The sequence below is a fragment of the Tropicimonas sp. S265A genome (assembly GCF_049800835.1).
Classification (GTDB): domain Bacteria; phylum Pseudomonadota; class Alphaproteobacteria; order Rhodobacterales; family Rhodobacteraceae; genus Dinoroseobacter.
Genome location: NZ_JBNAFU010000002.1, coordinates 168,916 through 182,488 on the forward strand (window position 1 = coordinate 168,916; position 13,573 = coordinate 182,488).

14 protein-coding genes are annotated in these 13,573 nt (G+C 63.1%); 10 read left to right on the forward strand and 4 right to left on the reverse strand.

Annotated elements, in window-relative coordinates:
• Positions 1-8: 8 nt before the first annotated feature.
• Positions 9-1,652, forward strand: a complete 1,644-nt coding sequence (gene groL / locus ACP15N_RS08410) for a chaperonin GroEL (protein ID WP_425091791.1) — start codon at positions 9-11, stop codon at positions 1,650-1,652.
• A gap of 55 nt (positions 1,653-1,707) precedes the next feature.
• Here groL and ACP15N_RS08415 read toward each other — a convergent pair whose 3' ends face one another.
• Positions 1,708-2,883 (reverse strand): hypothetical protein, encoded by a 1,176-nt coding sequence (locus tag ACP15N_RS08415; RefSeq protein ID WP_425091792.1) that lies wholly within the window; start codon positions 2,881-2,883, stop codon positions 1,708-1,710.
• A 304-nt stretch (positions 2,884-3,187) separates the two neighbouring features.
• On the opposite strand from ACP15N_RS08415, the gene ACP15N_RS08420 reads away from it, so the two are divergent.
• The 3 genes from ACP15N_RS08420 to ACP15N_RS08430 are packed head-to-tail and all read left to right on the forward strand — an operon-like array spanning position 3,188 to position 5,715.
• On the forward strand, positions 3,188-3,679 hold the full coding sequence (locus ACP15N_RS08420) for a GNAT family N-acetyltransferase (RefSeq protein WP_425091793.1): 492 nt from the start codon (positions 3,188-3,190) through the stop codon (positions 3,677-3,679).
• 45 nt (positions 3,680-3,724) lie between these two features.
• Complete coding sequence (locus ACP15N_RS08425) at positions 3,725-4,864, forward strand: alpha-D-ribose 1-methylphosphonate 5-triphosphate diphosphatase (protein ID WP_425091794.1); 1,140 nt, start codon at positions 3,725-3,727, stop codon at positions 4,862-4,864.
• On the forward strand, positions 4,861-5,715 hold the full coding sequence (locus tag ACP15N_RS08430) for a DMT family transporter (RefSeq protein WP_425091795.1): 855 nt from the start codon (positions 4,861-4,863) through the stop codon (positions 5,713-5,715). Before ACP15N_RS08425 ends, ACP15N_RS08430 begins: the two co-directional genes overlap by 4 nt.
• Here ACP15N_RS08430 and ACP15N_RS08435 read toward each other — a convergent pair.
• Complete coding sequence (locus ACP15N_RS08435; protein ID WP_425091796.1) at positions 5,703-6,278, reverse strand: hypothetical protein; 576 nt, start codon at positions 6,276-6,278, stop codon at positions 5,703-5,705. The two genes, ACP15N_RS08430 and ACP15N_RS08435, sit on opposite strands and share 13 nt — an antisense overlap.
• A 201-nt stretch (positions 6,279-6,479) precedes the next feature.
• Here ACP15N_RS08435 and ACP15N_RS08440 point away from each other — a divergent pair, with 201 nt between their 5' ends.
• Positions 6,480-7,295, forward strand: a complete 816-nt coding sequence (locus ACP15N_RS08440) for a hypothetical protein (RefSeq protein ID WP_425091797.1) — start codon at positions 6,480-6,482, stop codon at positions 7,293-7,295.
• 32 nt (positions 7,296-7,327) lie between these two features.
• Here ACP15N_RS08440 and ACP15N_RS08445 read toward each other — a convergent pair whose 3' ends face one another.
• Positions 7,328-7,777, reverse strand: a complete 450-nt coding sequence (locus ACP15N_RS08445; protein ID WP_425092113.1) for an NUDIX domain-containing protein — start codon at positions 7,775-7,777, stop codon at positions 7,328-7,330.
• 81 nt (positions 7,778-7,858) lie between these two features.
• On the opposite strand from ACP15N_RS08445, the gene ACP15N_RS08450 reads away from it, so the two are divergent.
• The gene (locus ACP15N_RS08450; RefSeq protein WP_425091798.1) at positions 7,859-8,617 is read left to right on the forward strand and encodes an esterase/lipase family protein; all 759 of its coding nucleotides are present in this window, start codon (positions 7,859-7,861) and stop codon (positions 8,615-8,617) included.
• Between the two features lie 24 nt (positions 8,618-8,641).
• On the opposite strand, the gene ACP15N_RS08455 is transcribed toward ACP15N_RS08450, so the two are convergent.
• Positions 8,642-9,670 (reverse strand): substrate-binding domain-containing protein, encoded by a 1,029-nt coding sequence (locus ACP15N_RS08455; RefSeq protein WP_425091799.1) that lies wholly within the window; start codon positions 9,668-9,670, stop codon positions 8,642-8,644.
• 163 nt (positions 9,671-9,833) lie between these two features.
• On the opposite strand from ACP15N_RS08455, the gene ACP15N_RS08460 reads away from it, so the two are divergent.
• The 4 genes from ACP15N_RS08460 to ACP15N_RS08475 are packed head-to-tail and all read left to right on the forward strand — an operon-like array spanning position 9,834 to position 13,532.
• A complete protein-coding gene (locus ACP15N_RS08460; RefSeq protein ID WP_425091800.1) occupies positions 9,834-10,958 on the forward strand; it encodes an aryl-sulfate sulfotransferase in 1,125 nt (374 codons plus the stop codon).
• Positions 10,949-11,761: an ABC transporter permease gene (locus ACP15N_RS08465; protein ID WP_425091801.1), complete on the forward strand. Its 813-nt coding sequence runs from the start codon at positions 10,949-10,951 to the stop codon at positions 11,759-11,761. Before ACP15N_RS08460 ends, ACP15N_RS08465 begins: the two co-directional genes overlap by 10 nt.
• Positions 11,761-12,549, forward strand: a complete 789-nt coding sequence (locus tag ACP15N_RS08470; RefSeq protein ID WP_425091802.1) for an ABC transporter ATP-binding protein — start codon at positions 11,761-11,763, stop codon at positions 12,547-12,549. Before ACP15N_RS08465 ends, ACP15N_RS08470 begins: the two co-directional genes overlap by 1 nt.
• 20 nt (positions 12,550-12,569) lie before the next feature.
• The gene (locus ACP15N_RS08475; RefSeq protein WP_425091803.1) at positions 12,570-13,532 is read left to right on the forward strand and encodes an ABC transporter substrate-binding protein; all 963 of its coding nucleotides are present in this window, start codon (positions 12,570-12,572) and stop codon (positions 13,530-13,532) included.
• Positions 13,533-13,573: the final 41 nt, after the last annotated feature.

Genomic DNA, 13,573 nt, shown 5'->3' on the forward strand with positions numbered 1-13,573 from the left:
CGAACATAATGGCTGCTAAGGACGTCAAATTTGACACCGATGCCCGTAACCGCATGCTGACTGGCGTGAACATCCTCGCCGATGCGGTCAAAGTGACCCTCGGCCCCAAAGGCCGCAACGTGGTCCTCGACAAATCCTTCGGCGCACCGCGCATCACCAAGGACGGCGTGTCCGTGGCGAAGGAGATCGAACTGGAAGACAAGTTCGAGAACATGGGCGCCCAGATGGTGAAGGAAGTTGCTTCCCGCACCAATGACGAAGCTGGCGACGGCACCACCACCGCGACGGTTCTGGCGCAAGCCATCGTCAAGGAAGGCATGAAGTCGGTTGCCGCAGGCATGAACCCGATGGACCTCAAGCGGGGTATCGATCTGGCGACCTCCAAGGTTGTCGAGGCGATCAAGGCCGCATCGCGCGAAGTGAAGGACAGCGCAGAAGTCGCGCAGGTCGGCACCATCTCCGCCAATGGCGAAGAAGAGATCGGCAACCAGATCGCGGACGCGATGCAGAAGGTCGGTAACGAGGGTGTGATCACCGTCGAAGAGAACAAGGGCCTCGAGACCGAAACCGACGTTGTCGAAGGCATGCAGTTCGATCGCGGCTATCTCAGCCCCTACTTCGTCACCAACCCCGACAAGATGACCACCGAGCTGGAAGACGCGATCATCCTGCTGCATGAGAAGAAGCTTTCTTCGCTGCAGCCGATGGTCCCGCTGCTCGAGTCCGTGATCCAGTCCGGTAAGCCGCTGCTGATCATCGCGGAAGACGTCGAGGGCGAAGCGCTGGCGACCCTGGTGGTCAACAAGCTGCGCGGCGGTCTGAAAATCGCAGCTGTCAAGGCGCCGGGCTTCGGCGACCGTCGCAAGGCCATGCTGCAGGACATCGCGATCCTCACCGGCGGTCAGGTCATCTCCGAAGATCTGGGCATGAAGCTCGAAAACGTCACCATCGACATGCTGGGCTCCGCCAAGCGCGTGTCGATCACCAAGGACGAAACCACCATCGTCGACGGTGCGGGTGAGAAGGCCGAGATCGAAGCGCGTGTCAGCCAAATCCGCACGCAGATCGAAGAGACCACCTCCGACTATGACCGTGAGAAGCTGCAGGAACGTGTGGCCAAGCTCGCCGGTGGCGTGGCAGTCATCCGCGTTGGCGGCATGACCGAGGTCGAAGTCAAAGAGCGTAAGGACCGTGTCGACGACGCGCTGAACGCAACCCGCGCAGCCGTGCAGGAAGGCATCGTCGTAGGCGGCGGTGTGGCCCTGATCCAGGCGGCGAAGACCCTCGAAGGTCTGACGGGTGCGAACAACGATCAGAACATCGGTGTGAACATCGTGCGTAAGGCGCTCGAGGCACCGCTGCGCCAGATCGCCGAGAACGCAGGCGTCGATGGCTCCGTTGTGGCCGGCAAGATTCGCGAAAGCGATGATCTGTCCTTCGGCTTCAACGCGCAGACCGAAGAATATGGCGACATGTTCTCGTTCGGTGTCATCGACCCTGCCAAGGTTGTGCGCACGGCCCTGCAGGACGCTGCGTCGATCGCAGGCCTGCTGATCACCACCGAAGCGATGGTCGCCGACAAACCCGCCAAGGAAGGCGCGGCTGCTGGCGGCGGCATGCCCGACATGGGCGGCATGGGCGGCATGATGTAATCAGCCCCGCTGATGTGAATTCGGAAAGGGCGCCTGCGGGCGCCCTTTCTTTTTGTCAGATGTTCAGATCACGCCAAAGTGCCTCAACCCGCCGACGCAGCTCCGATCCGTCCTGTGCGCGGTAGCATTCGTTGAAATGCGTCTCGAACGCCCCGTGCATCTGCGGATTTGCGTTGTAGACGCTGTTGTCGAGAATCTTGAGGCTTTCATAAAGGTCCAGGTCACCAATGCTGCGGGCGGCGTGTTCCTGACAGAAGCAGATCTGCGCAAGACCACGTTCGCCAGCATTCAGACCGCGTGCAGCCATTGCCTGCTGTTGCAACGGAAAGCAGGAGGCGACAAAGGCACTTGCGTCGCTCGGGAGTCCGCCTTGTTGCGTGTCACCCGCCGTGTCCGGGAGCGAGACGCCCATCACCGCGGCAAGCCCAGCCTCCAACTGCTTGAATCCAGATCCTGCGCACCCTTCCACTGAAATCAGGTCCAGAACAGCGCTGCGCACGGTCGAAATCGGTTGCGGCGGATACACGTTGATATTGGACCGTGCCCATTGGGCAAACTCCGGGCGGACCCGAAACTCCTGCGTGTATTGCTCAGTCTCCGTGCCCCGGATCGTGCCGAACCCGTTGCGCGTGGTGGTTGTGGTGGTGACGGTCACCGGGATGTCCACCGCGTTCGGCCCACTGCAGTTTTTGACGTGCATGGAAATTGCCTGTAACGCCAGCATCGCGTCGTAGGCGATATCGTAGGGGTCCGACAGGGACGGGTCGCCTTGCAGGATCGCCATGAGGCCCTTGTGCGATGTGACCGCGCCACGCAAGGTCGGCGGGATGCGTGCCGCTTGGGCTCCGGGCGCGGCAGCAGTCAGCTGGTACTCGCGTTGCCACCCACTGTCCGCATCAAAGACATACAGCAGAAGCGTCGGTGGTTCCTGCCGTCTCGCGGCCCCTTCGAATGCGTGCAATATACCCTGCAGATCCCTGCGCGCCCCCATCAGATCGGAGCCGCGCAAGACATCCCCGACCTTGGCACCTTGCTGCGCGGCGGCCCCGTTCGGGTCAAGCGCGGCAACGAATGCGGTGAGGTCATGCTCTTCGAAATAAATGCCGAAGCGATCCCAAGCAATCTGCCGCCCCGCTTCGGCGCGCGGGTTCCCCAATGGACGGCCAAGGTCGGGCGTCACACCGTAAAGGCCGGCTGCACGAGCGGCCTCCACCGGGTTGGATTGCGACATTGCTGGGGTCGAAAGTCCGCCTGCAACAGAGAGAGTCAAAAACAGAAACACAACACAGCGCAGCATGAAAACCCTTTCAAATTCCAATTGAAATCAATCGAGCCTAAACCCGTCCTCGCGACCCGGGCAAGCATGCAAACCACAACTCCGGTGCCCTGGTGGCCAGCGCGACGTGATCACGATCAAGATGAGCGCGCCGGGACCTGAGAAAAACTGTTACCTTTAGCGGTAACATCCGCGAAAAGCTCTTTACGCTTGCGCAATGCTTCGGCCATCGTTGCGGCACATCCGGGGTGTGTGTTTCATGGTATCCTATTCAATCAGGCAAGCGACCGCACGGGACCACCTGGCGATCTCTATCCTGCTCAACACGAACTTCGAAGGACCGTCCGAGGGACGGCTCGTTCAGGACCTGCGTAGCCAGGGCGTTCTGACGTTGGAGGCCGTGGCAGTGGACGGCGATGCATTGGTTGGTCATATCGCGTTTTCCAACCTCGAAGCGCCTGAAGGCTGGGCGGCGCTGTCTCCGGTTTCAGTGCGGTGGGACCGGCGCGAGACCGGGATCGGGTCCGCGCTGGTGCAGTATGGGCTCGACCAGTTGCGCCAGCAGCATGTTCCCGGAATTGTGGTTCTGGGCGACCCGCAGTTCTATCGGCGCTTCGGATTCTCGCTGGCTGCCGCGCGCAATCTCAAGACCCCTTACCCGGCCGACAACTTCATGCTTTTCCCGATTGGCCCGGATGTGTCCGGCAGCACCCATGAGGTGATCTACCCCCGCGCCTTTCGCTATTTGTGAAGGGCAGGGCTTGCCCGGCGCAGGCGGGTCAGCCATGAGGTGCAGGTGCCTGATCTGCTTTTTGACAACGCCGCTCCGTTCGGAGCCGATGCGCCGCCACTGGCCATGCAAGACGGTCGGCTGTGTGCGCCTGCCAGTGGCATGCGGCGGGTCGATTGTGACGGGTTCATGGTCCTGCCCGGAATCGTCGATCTGCACGGTGACGGGTTCGAACGACATCTTGCGCCACGGCGCGGAGCCGTCGCCGATCTGGGCGAAGGGCTGCGCGCCGTCGATGCGGAACTGGCGGCCAACGGCATCACCACCGCCGTACTCGCCCAGTTCTGGAGTTGGGAGGGCGGGATGCGCGGCCCGGCTTTTGCGCGCGCCCTGGCGGAGGCCCTGCAGATCCACGGGGCAAGGCTGAAAACCCGGATGATCCTGCAATTGCGCCTTGAAACCCATACCGAAGACGGGTTCGCGGCGGCGGAGGCTTTTGTAGCAGAGGCGGGTATCGACTACGTCGTCCTGAACGATCACCTTCCGCATCGGGCTTTGGCGGCAGGCAAGCGCCCTCCGCGTCTGACAGGGCAGGCTTTGAAATCCGGTCGCTCGCCCGAGGCGCATCTGGCGCTCTTGCAACAGTTGCACCGCGCTCAGCCGCACGTCGAGGCGGCCTTGCCCGGCCTGTGTGCCCGGCTGCGCGCGCGGGGTGTTCGGCTCGGCTCCCACGATGATCCAACGCCCGAGCGCCGCGCGACCCTGCGTGCGATGGGTGTCCGGATTGCGGAGTTTCCCGAGACCGAAGCCGCCGCCCGCGCTGCGCATGACGCAGGCGATGCAGTCATTCTGGGGGCTCCCAACGTGATGCGCGGCGGTAGTCACAAGGACAACCTGCGCGCGCAGGACATGGTGACAACCGGTGTCTGTGACGCGCTGGTTTCAGATTATCACTATCCGTCTGTCCGGCAGGCTGTGTTCCGGTTGGTCCGCGAAGGTTTCCCCAGATCAACGGCGTGGTCCCTCGTGTCTGCCAATCCGGCCAAGATCCTGGGGCTCTGCGACAGGGGGGGCTTGCACGCGGGTCAACGGGCAGACCTTGTTGTTCTGGACGCGCAAACCCATGACGTCGGCGCAACGTTTGTCGGTGGCAGGGTCAGCTACGCGGCGGGGGTCTTCGCCGAACGTCTGATGGAGGCCGTATGAGCGCCCCTTATCGCGCCGTGTTGCTCGGGCTGACACTGATCGCCTTCGCTGCCAACTCGCTCCTGAACCGGGCCGCCCTCGTGGAGAACGCGATCGGGCCTGCGACTTTTGCCACGATACGGGTTGCGGCGGGGGCGGGCGTGCTGCTGGCGCTTGTGGCGCTGCAAGGGCGCGTACCACGCCCGGACGCCCGCAATCTGCGCAGCGCAGCGGCGCTGAGCGTGTACATGCTCGGCTTCTCCTATGCGTATCTGAGCCTTGATGCGGGGTTCGGGGCACTGTTGCTGTTCGGCGCGGTGCAGGTGACGATGTTCGCAGGCGCGCTCGTTCTGCGGGAACCTGTGCCGCCTCGGCGCTGGGTTGGTGCGCTCATTGCTCTGGGCGGTCTTGTAATCTTGCTCAGACCCGACGCCAGCGGCAGCGTCGGCGGGCTTGCCGGGGCTGTCCTCATGGTCAGCGCCGCGATTGGTTGGGGCGTGTATTCGCTGATTGGCCGGGGCAGCACCGCGCCGTTGATCGACACGGCGCTGGCCTTCGCGCTGTGCCTTCCGGTGATGGTGGTTGCGCTGTTGGCCCTGCCCGATCAGAATCCGGCCAGTTTTCAGGGGGTCGTGCTGGCAATCGTTTGCGGTGCGTTGACCTCCGGCGGTGGTTACGCGCTGTGGTATGCCGTGCTGCCCGGCCTTGGGGCGAGCCGGGCGGCGGTCGCCCAACTCAGCGTGCCCGTGATTGCGGCGCTCGGTGGTGTCCTGATCTTGTCAGAGACGTTGACGGTGACGATGGTGCTGTCTGCCGCATTGGTCGTTGCGGGCGTGACCGTGTCGCTCGGGCGCGGGCGTCAGGTGGGCTGACGCGATTTCCGCCTTGCCCGGCGTCCCAGTACCCCGAACGCGCCCAACCCGATCAGCAGCAAGATGCCCGAGGCTGACAGTGGCATGACCACAAGCGGCACGGCTTGCGATGCCGCAACCGGTGTGCCGGAAAATCCGCCCGCCTGCGTGCGGATGCTGAACTCGTTGACAGTGTATACGTCGTCGACAAATCCGAATGCGGCGAACACCGTGTCCGCCGCTGCGGGCAGGTGTACGGCTGGGGAAGTGGCCACATTGCCGGACGCGTTGTTGATGGCGACCGTCCGCAGGTTCACGAAATCCCGCGTGCCTAATTCGTCTCCTCCCGGGGTCAGGCCAAAGGAAATCCGCAATGTCGCCCCCGGTGCAAGGGTGCCTGCCGCGTCCTGACAGATCGGATCGAAGCTGCAACTGAACGCGGTTTGCTCAACCACAAGGTCCCCTGAACTTCGTATGTCGAACGAAAACAGGGACATGTTGAACGCATCCACCGTTGCGGACCGGGCCGTTGCGGACAGGGTGAAAAGGGCAGCAGCGACAGCCGCGGCTTTGACGAGGAACATCCGGTGTCTCCGTGGGTAAGGAACATGAGTGTCCCTGCACACTCACCGAGGCGTGGTTAAAAGAGCCTTAATCCCGAAGCCCGCACCTGTGCATGCGGCTCTGGGGGACTTGCGAAGAAACATCACCGACAAGCCGCATTGCGAGGCTGCTCTGCCCGTGGCATAGCGCTCGCGCGACACGTTCGGCTGCAGGACACGGCAATGCGCATAGCTTCTCTCTGGATCGGTCCGCAGATTCCGCGGCTTACCCGACTGGCGTTGAAATCGTGGTTGCGGCACGGCGAAGGCGTTGACCTTTACGTGGCGGACCCCGGTGCACCTCCTTCGGGGATCCCGGACGGCGTTGCCATCAAAAGCGCAGGCAAGGTCTTGCCGCTATCGCTCATGGATGATCTTGCACCGCTCGTGCTGACCCATCTGAGCCCGCGACAGGAACGGCTCAGCTATTCGGATATCTTTCGGATCATGCTCCAACAGCGCGGTCTGGGGTTCTGGATGGACACCGATGTCGTGCTTTTCCGGGACTTTTCGCCCGCCCCGGACACGGCTTACTTCGCTTTCGACAAACCCAACACCATTGGTGTCTCGGCGCTTTATTTCCCGCCTGATGATCCTTGCGTCACCGACTTCTTGAAGATTTTTGACACGCCGGACCTGTGGCCGCATTGGCTGGGCTTCAAGCGGGCGCGGCTGAAACCGCTTGTGTACAAGCTGCGCGGCAAGCCATTCCGCGCCACCGATCTCGGGATCACGGTGTATGGAAACGAAGCGATCACACGGATTCTGAAGAAGCAGAACCGTTACGGCGAGGCGCGCCCGATGGAGGAGTTCTATTATCTGCCCGGCTCCAGTTTTCATTTTTTCGAACCGGAATACGCGCAGGAACTTGTGGGAAATCCGAAGATCATCGGGCTCCACGTGCATCAGAAAGCCTTGTCGGAGGAGCCGCCCAAAAAGGGAAGCGTTTTCGACCTCCTTCTGGCGGAGTATGGCCTGTCAGGCGCTTCGGCACCGTAGATCTGCGCCTTGCTCCCGACGCCCCGCTGGCCTCAGCGCACAATCGGCTCAAGGGGGTCGTAGTAGACCGCAGTGTCCCACGCCACCTGCGCCAGCCCATCCGGCTTGAGCCTGATCCCTGCGAGGTCCGCCCGGCTGAAGAACTTCCGTTCTGTCACGACGCCTTCGGGATCCCGCCAGTCCGCGTCCAGCGCGCCCGTGATGATCTCGGCGCGAAAATAGATGTCCACTTGGTGAAAGCTGCCGTTTGGGTCGTGAAACTCGTTTACGAGACAGGGCGGCCCAACCGCGATGCCCAGTCCGGTTTCCTCGTGCACTTCGCGCTTGAGGTTGTCGGGCAGGGACGCGCCCCTTTCCACACCGCCACCGGGCGCAGTCCACAAGTCGCTTTTGACGCCGCCCCATGCATTGACCAGCAGCAGGCGGTCGTCCTTCAGAATGACAGCCCGAACGGCAAGGCGGGGGGCGATGGGACGGCTCATCGGCATGGGGGGACCGTGCCGCAGCCCTGCACAGGGTGCAAGCGCTACCATCGCGGATAAGAACGCCCTAGGATCGCACCCATGCACCGATTTGCCCTTGCCCTGATCGCGGGTCTCATGGCCAGCCCCGCTGCCGCGTCGGATCCGGCGCCGGATTGTATCGTTCTGCTGCACGGTCTTGCGCGGACGGATGCGTCCTTCACGGTGATGGAGGTCGTGCTGCGGCGCCAGGGGTACCGTACGGTCGCGCCGGAGTACCCGTCGACCGAGGCGGAGGTGCGTCCCCTTGCACGGATGGTCGTGCCCGCTGCCCTCGCCGCGTGTGGCCCGGGCCCGGCCCATGTGATCACCCATTCCATGGGCGGTATCCTGATGCGCGTGGCCGAAGACGAAGGGTTTCTGCCGCCGATTGCGCGTGTGGTGATGCTCGGCCCGCCAAACCATGGCTCGGAACTCGTCGATGTGTTGTCCGATCTGACCCTGTTCGACTGGATAAATGGCCCCGCAGGTCGTCAATTGGGCACCGGGCCCAACGCCGTGCCCGCGTCGCTTGGACCGGTGGGGTTCGATGTCGGGGTGATCGCGGGGAACACGACGTTGAACCCTTTCTTTTCACAACTCATTCCCGGCGAGGATGACGGCAAGGTCTCCGTCGCCAGCACACGGGTGGCAGGGATGACCGACCATATCACGCTGCCGGCAACGCACACCTACATGATGAACGACTTACAGGTCATCGCGCAGGCCGTGACCTTTCTGGAGACAGGAGCGTTCGATCCCGATCTTGATGTCGCCGATGCCGCGCGGCGGTTGTTGAACGCCGAGGCCGAGGGCCAATAACCCCACCGGTCGGTCAGCCGCGCCTTATGGAATATGGCTTGAGCCGCGCACGACGAGGGTCGGGGCGGGCACGGTCACGGGCAAGTCGTTTGACCGGTCTTCGATAATCTCGGCCAGTTTCTGTGTCGCAAGGGTCGCAACCGTGTCGAGTTGCAAATTCATCGCGGTCAACGGCGGCGTTTCGGTGCGCGCGCGAACTCCGTCATAGCGCGTTACGACGCGCACCTGCCCGGGCACCGCCAGTCCGTTCAGGCGCAGGGCGCGCATGACGCCGGTGGCCATCGCGTCCGTGGGCACAAGCACCGCGTCGAAGCTCTGCGCCTGTTCGATCAGACCGGACACCGCCTCCGCCGCCCCGTCCTCGGCCCGGTCTTCGGGCACCTCGACGACGGTTGCCTGCATCCCGATCCGCGCCGCTCTTTCGTGATACACCTCCTTGAAGACAAGGTTGCTGGGGCGGGTGCTGGCACCAACGATCAGGGGAAATGCGCGCGCGCCGGTCGCCAGAAGATGATCGATCAGCGTGCGCGCCATCAGGGCGTAGTCAAGGTCGACATAGGCGGTCTCCACACCGGCAGGCTTTCCGATGCAGACTGTCGGAACACCGACACGGTCCAACAACGCCAGTACCGGGTCGTCCGCCTCGGGTTCCACCACGATCGCGCCGTCCATTGCCAGTGTTCTGAACGTTTCAGTCGGGGTTTCGATCGGCGGGACAAGGATCAGCGCAGTGTTGCGCGCCAGTGCCGCGACCGCGGCCGAGGCCGCAATTTCCATCAGGAAGCCCAGTTTCGACGGCCCCGCGGCCACGGCGGTCGGCATGGATGAGAAGATCGCAATTGTGTTGGTCTGGCCGGTTCGCATCCGCCGCGCCGCATGGTTGGGCCGGTAATCCAACGCTCGAATCGCGGCTTCGATGCGCTTGCGCGTCGTCTCGTCCACGTGGCGTTTCCCGCTGATCGCGTTCGACACAGTGCCGGGCGACACGCCGGCCGCCTGCGCGACATCGATGACGGTGGCGCGCTTTCCGGGCGGCAGGGGGAGGTCAGTCATCAGCAATCTGCCTTCGAAATCATCGAAACGAGTGGTCCTGTCCAATTTTCAGGCGGGCGCGGCCAGAGCATGCAACTGTAACCGTTAAAACGTTTTACCGGACCTTCGGCAACTGCTACGTCATATTAAAACGTTTTAACGCAATGCTCGGGAGATACCCGCCATGCCAGACGGACAGCACGACCTGCCGCAACAGATCACCTTGTGCCGACGCCGCCTCGGCCTGACTGCGCATGACCCGCGCGGGTCTGCCGGGGGATACACCCTGTTTGCCCGGCAAACCGGCGGCGGCGTTGTTGATCTGATCACCATCGAGGGACAAACCGCGCACCAGTGGACCTTGCCGGTGCGTCCCGGGCGTGATGCGGTGATCCTTGCCAACGGCAACCTTGGATACAATGGCAGCCACGCGACGTCTGCCGCGCTCTATCCGGCGTGGGATCTCTGGCATGGGGGCGATTTCTACGAGGTTACGCCGACTGGCGAGATCGTCTGGCAGCACGAAGATATCTACCACCATCACGATGCGCAGTGGCTGCCAAACGGCAACCTGCTCTACACCGTTGCGGCCGAGTTGCCCGCCGACAAGGCGAAGCGCATCACCGGCGGCGATCCGGCCAAGGATGGCGCGGATGGCATCGTGCAATCGGACATCGTGCGTGAAGTGAACCGCGCGGGTGACGTGGTCTGGGAATGGCGCATCTGGGACCATATCGACCCCTCCGCTTTGCCCGTCCATCCGAATTTCGACCGGCGCCACTGGCCGATGATCAACGGTGTGTCGCAGACCCGCGACGGGCTGGTCCTGATGAGCTTGCGCACGACGTCGGGCGTGATCGCGGTGGAGAAGGCGACAGGCAACATCGTCTGGCATGCAGGCCCGGACATCGTCGCGCAGCAACATACCCCGATCGAGATGGAGGGGGGCACGGTCCTGTGTTTTGACAATGGCAACCTGCGCCCCGGCATGTCCAACTCGTTCTCTCGTGCGCTGGAGTTCGACCCCAGGACGATGGAAACCACCTGGGCATATACGGACCCGACGCCGATCTCGTTCTTCTCGCCGTTCATGGGCAGTGCAGAACGGCTCTGGAACGGCAACACGCTGATCTGTGAAAGCGCGTTCGGGCGCCTGTTCGAGGTCACACCTGACTGCAAGCTCGTCTGGGAGTACGTCATTCCGGATTTTGCCGAGTATCCCAGCCCGCTGAACGAATTCATCACTGGGGCCACCAACAGTTGTTTTCGCGCGCATCGCTACAAGGCGGAGCAACTCCCATGGCTGTGACCGATCCCGCCACCGCAAAGTCCCGCCCGGCGATGTGGCGCAGCCCGCTGAGCGCCTTGGCCGAGGGCGGCGCGCCATTGATCTCTTTCGGATTTGTGCTGGCGATCTGGACAACCGTCTCGCTGCTGAAGGTTGTGCCCGAAACGATCTTTCCCTCCCCCTGGTCGGTGTGGTTCGCCACCGTGGAAATGTGGCAGAACGGCACCCTGCCGAACGACTTGCGAGTCTCCCTGTCGCGGGCAGCCATCGGGTTTTCTATCGGCGCGTCCCTTGGCGTTCTGCTGGGGCTGATGACCGGACGCGTGGTGCTGGTGCGGACCCTGCTGAACCCGTTTCTGAACCTGCTCAGACCCATTCCCGCGATCGCGCTGGTGCCCGTGGCCATTGTCTGGTTCGGCATAGGTGAGGGGTCGAAGTATTTCGTCGTGTCCTACACGGTGTTTCTGACCGTCTGGTTCAACACCCATCACGGCATGCAGTATGTTCCGGAAACGTACTTGCGCGCCGCGCGGTCACTGGGGGCGTCCAAGCTGCGCGAGTTCGTGACCGTGATCATTCCGGCTGCGGCCCCGCACATCTTTGCAGGCATTCGGCTGGGCGTTGCGCTGGCCTTCCTGAGCCTGATTGCCGCCGAACTGTCCGGGGCGTCGTCGGGTCTGGGGTTCCGGTTGCAGGAGGCGCGGCAGTACATCCGCACCGATCGCATGTTCTCGCTTCTGATCATCCTCGGGATACTGGGGGCGACGGTGGATTACGTCGTGCATCGGATCGGCCAGAGACTCGTACATTGGGAGCAGGGCTGATGACCGATCAACCGAATGTCGGTCGCGTGGGCATTGATGATGTCGTGATCCGGTTTCCCAGCAAACAGGCGGAAACGACTGCCCTGGATCGAACCAGCCTGACCCTGGAACCGGGGACGTTCACGGCCCTGATCGGCCCGTCGGGATGCGGCAAGTCCACCTTGATGAACGCCATCGCCGGTTTCGTGGCACCCTCCGAAGGCCGGTTGTCGCTGGATGGTGCGCCGATCACCGGGCCGTCCAATGATGTCGGCGTGATCTTTCAGCAATACGCGCTTTTTCCGTGGTTCACAGCGCTCGGCAATGTGCGCTTCGGCCTCAAGCAGATGGGCTTGCCGAAGGCCGAGGAAATCGGCCGCGCCCGCGCGGCCCTCGAAGAGGTCGGGTTGAGCGCTCACGCGGATAAATTTCCGCAACAACTTTCGGGCGGGATGAAACAACGGGTCGCGATTGCGCGCACCTTCGTTGTTGGCCCCAAGGTTCTGCTCATGGACGAGCCGTTTGGCGCGCTGGATGCGCAGACGCGGGTGTCGATGCACAGCCTGCTCATGGGCGTATGGCAAAAGCATCGCGCAACGGTTCTTTTCGTTACCCATGACGTCGACGAGGCGCTTTTGCTGGCCGACGACGTGCGCGTGATGAGCCAGGCCCCGGGGCGGATGATCCGCCACTACGCCCTGACGCAACAACGCCCCCGCGCCTTCAGCCGCTCGGGACCGGAGCTTCTGGAAATTCGCGAAGAAATTCTCGGCCTGCTGCGGCCGGAAGACGACCTGATTGCCACCTGAACCACCGATTGGAGACTGCCATGACATACCTCAAGCCATTGGCCCTCGCGGCCCTGATCAGCTTGCCCGGTGCGGCGCTGACCGAAGAACTGACCTTCGCCTGGACCCCGAACCCCCAGACCCCGCAGGTCGATATCGCGATCAAGAACGGGTACTTCGAAGAGGCCGGGCTCGACATCAACTTCGTTGCCTTCCGCACCGGGCGCGAGGGGTTCGAGGCGATGCTGGGCGGACAGGTCGATATCACGTTCATGGCGGAGTTTCCGGCCGCTGTTGGTGCATTGACCGGGCAGGATTTCGGGGTTGTGGCCGATCTGGCGCGCTTCACCGGTTCGCGTGTGATCGTCAATACGTCGAGCGGGGCCGTTGCCAGCCCGGCGGATCTTGCCGGCAAGAAAATCGGTACCACGCTGGGCACGAACGTGAATTTCTACCTCGACAAGATCCTGACCGATGCGGGGGTCGAAGCGGAACTGGTCAGCGCCTCACCGCCCGATCTGGTGCCTGCCGTGGCGCGCGGCGATGTCGACGCAATCGTCCCGTTCCCCAGCTTCTACAGCGCGGCGCGCACAACCCTTGGTGACGATTATGGCGAGTTGCGGGTGCCCGGGTATCAGGTCCACTACATCCTGTCCGCCTCGCCCGAGATGATCAATGAACGCGCTGACGTTCTGGAGGCGTTCATGGGTGCGCTCGCCAAGGCCGACGCGGATGTGAAGGCTGACCCCGGGGCTGCGATGGCAGCGGTCAGCGCGTCCATGAGCGGGGCCATGTCGCCAGAGGATCTCGGCACGATGTGGCAGGATGTCGACATCGGGTTGAGCCTTGATACCGGGTTGGCCGAGTTGCTGGTGGCCGAAGCAGACTGGATCCTTGCCCAGGGTGTCGTGAAGGGCGATCCGGTCTCGCTTGAGGACATGCTTGGCAATTTCGCACCGGCGGCGCTTGAGGCCGTGATGCCCGACGCAGTGGATCTTCCGTAACCCGGACCGGGCACCGCTCTGTCCGAGGGGTGCCCGCGCCC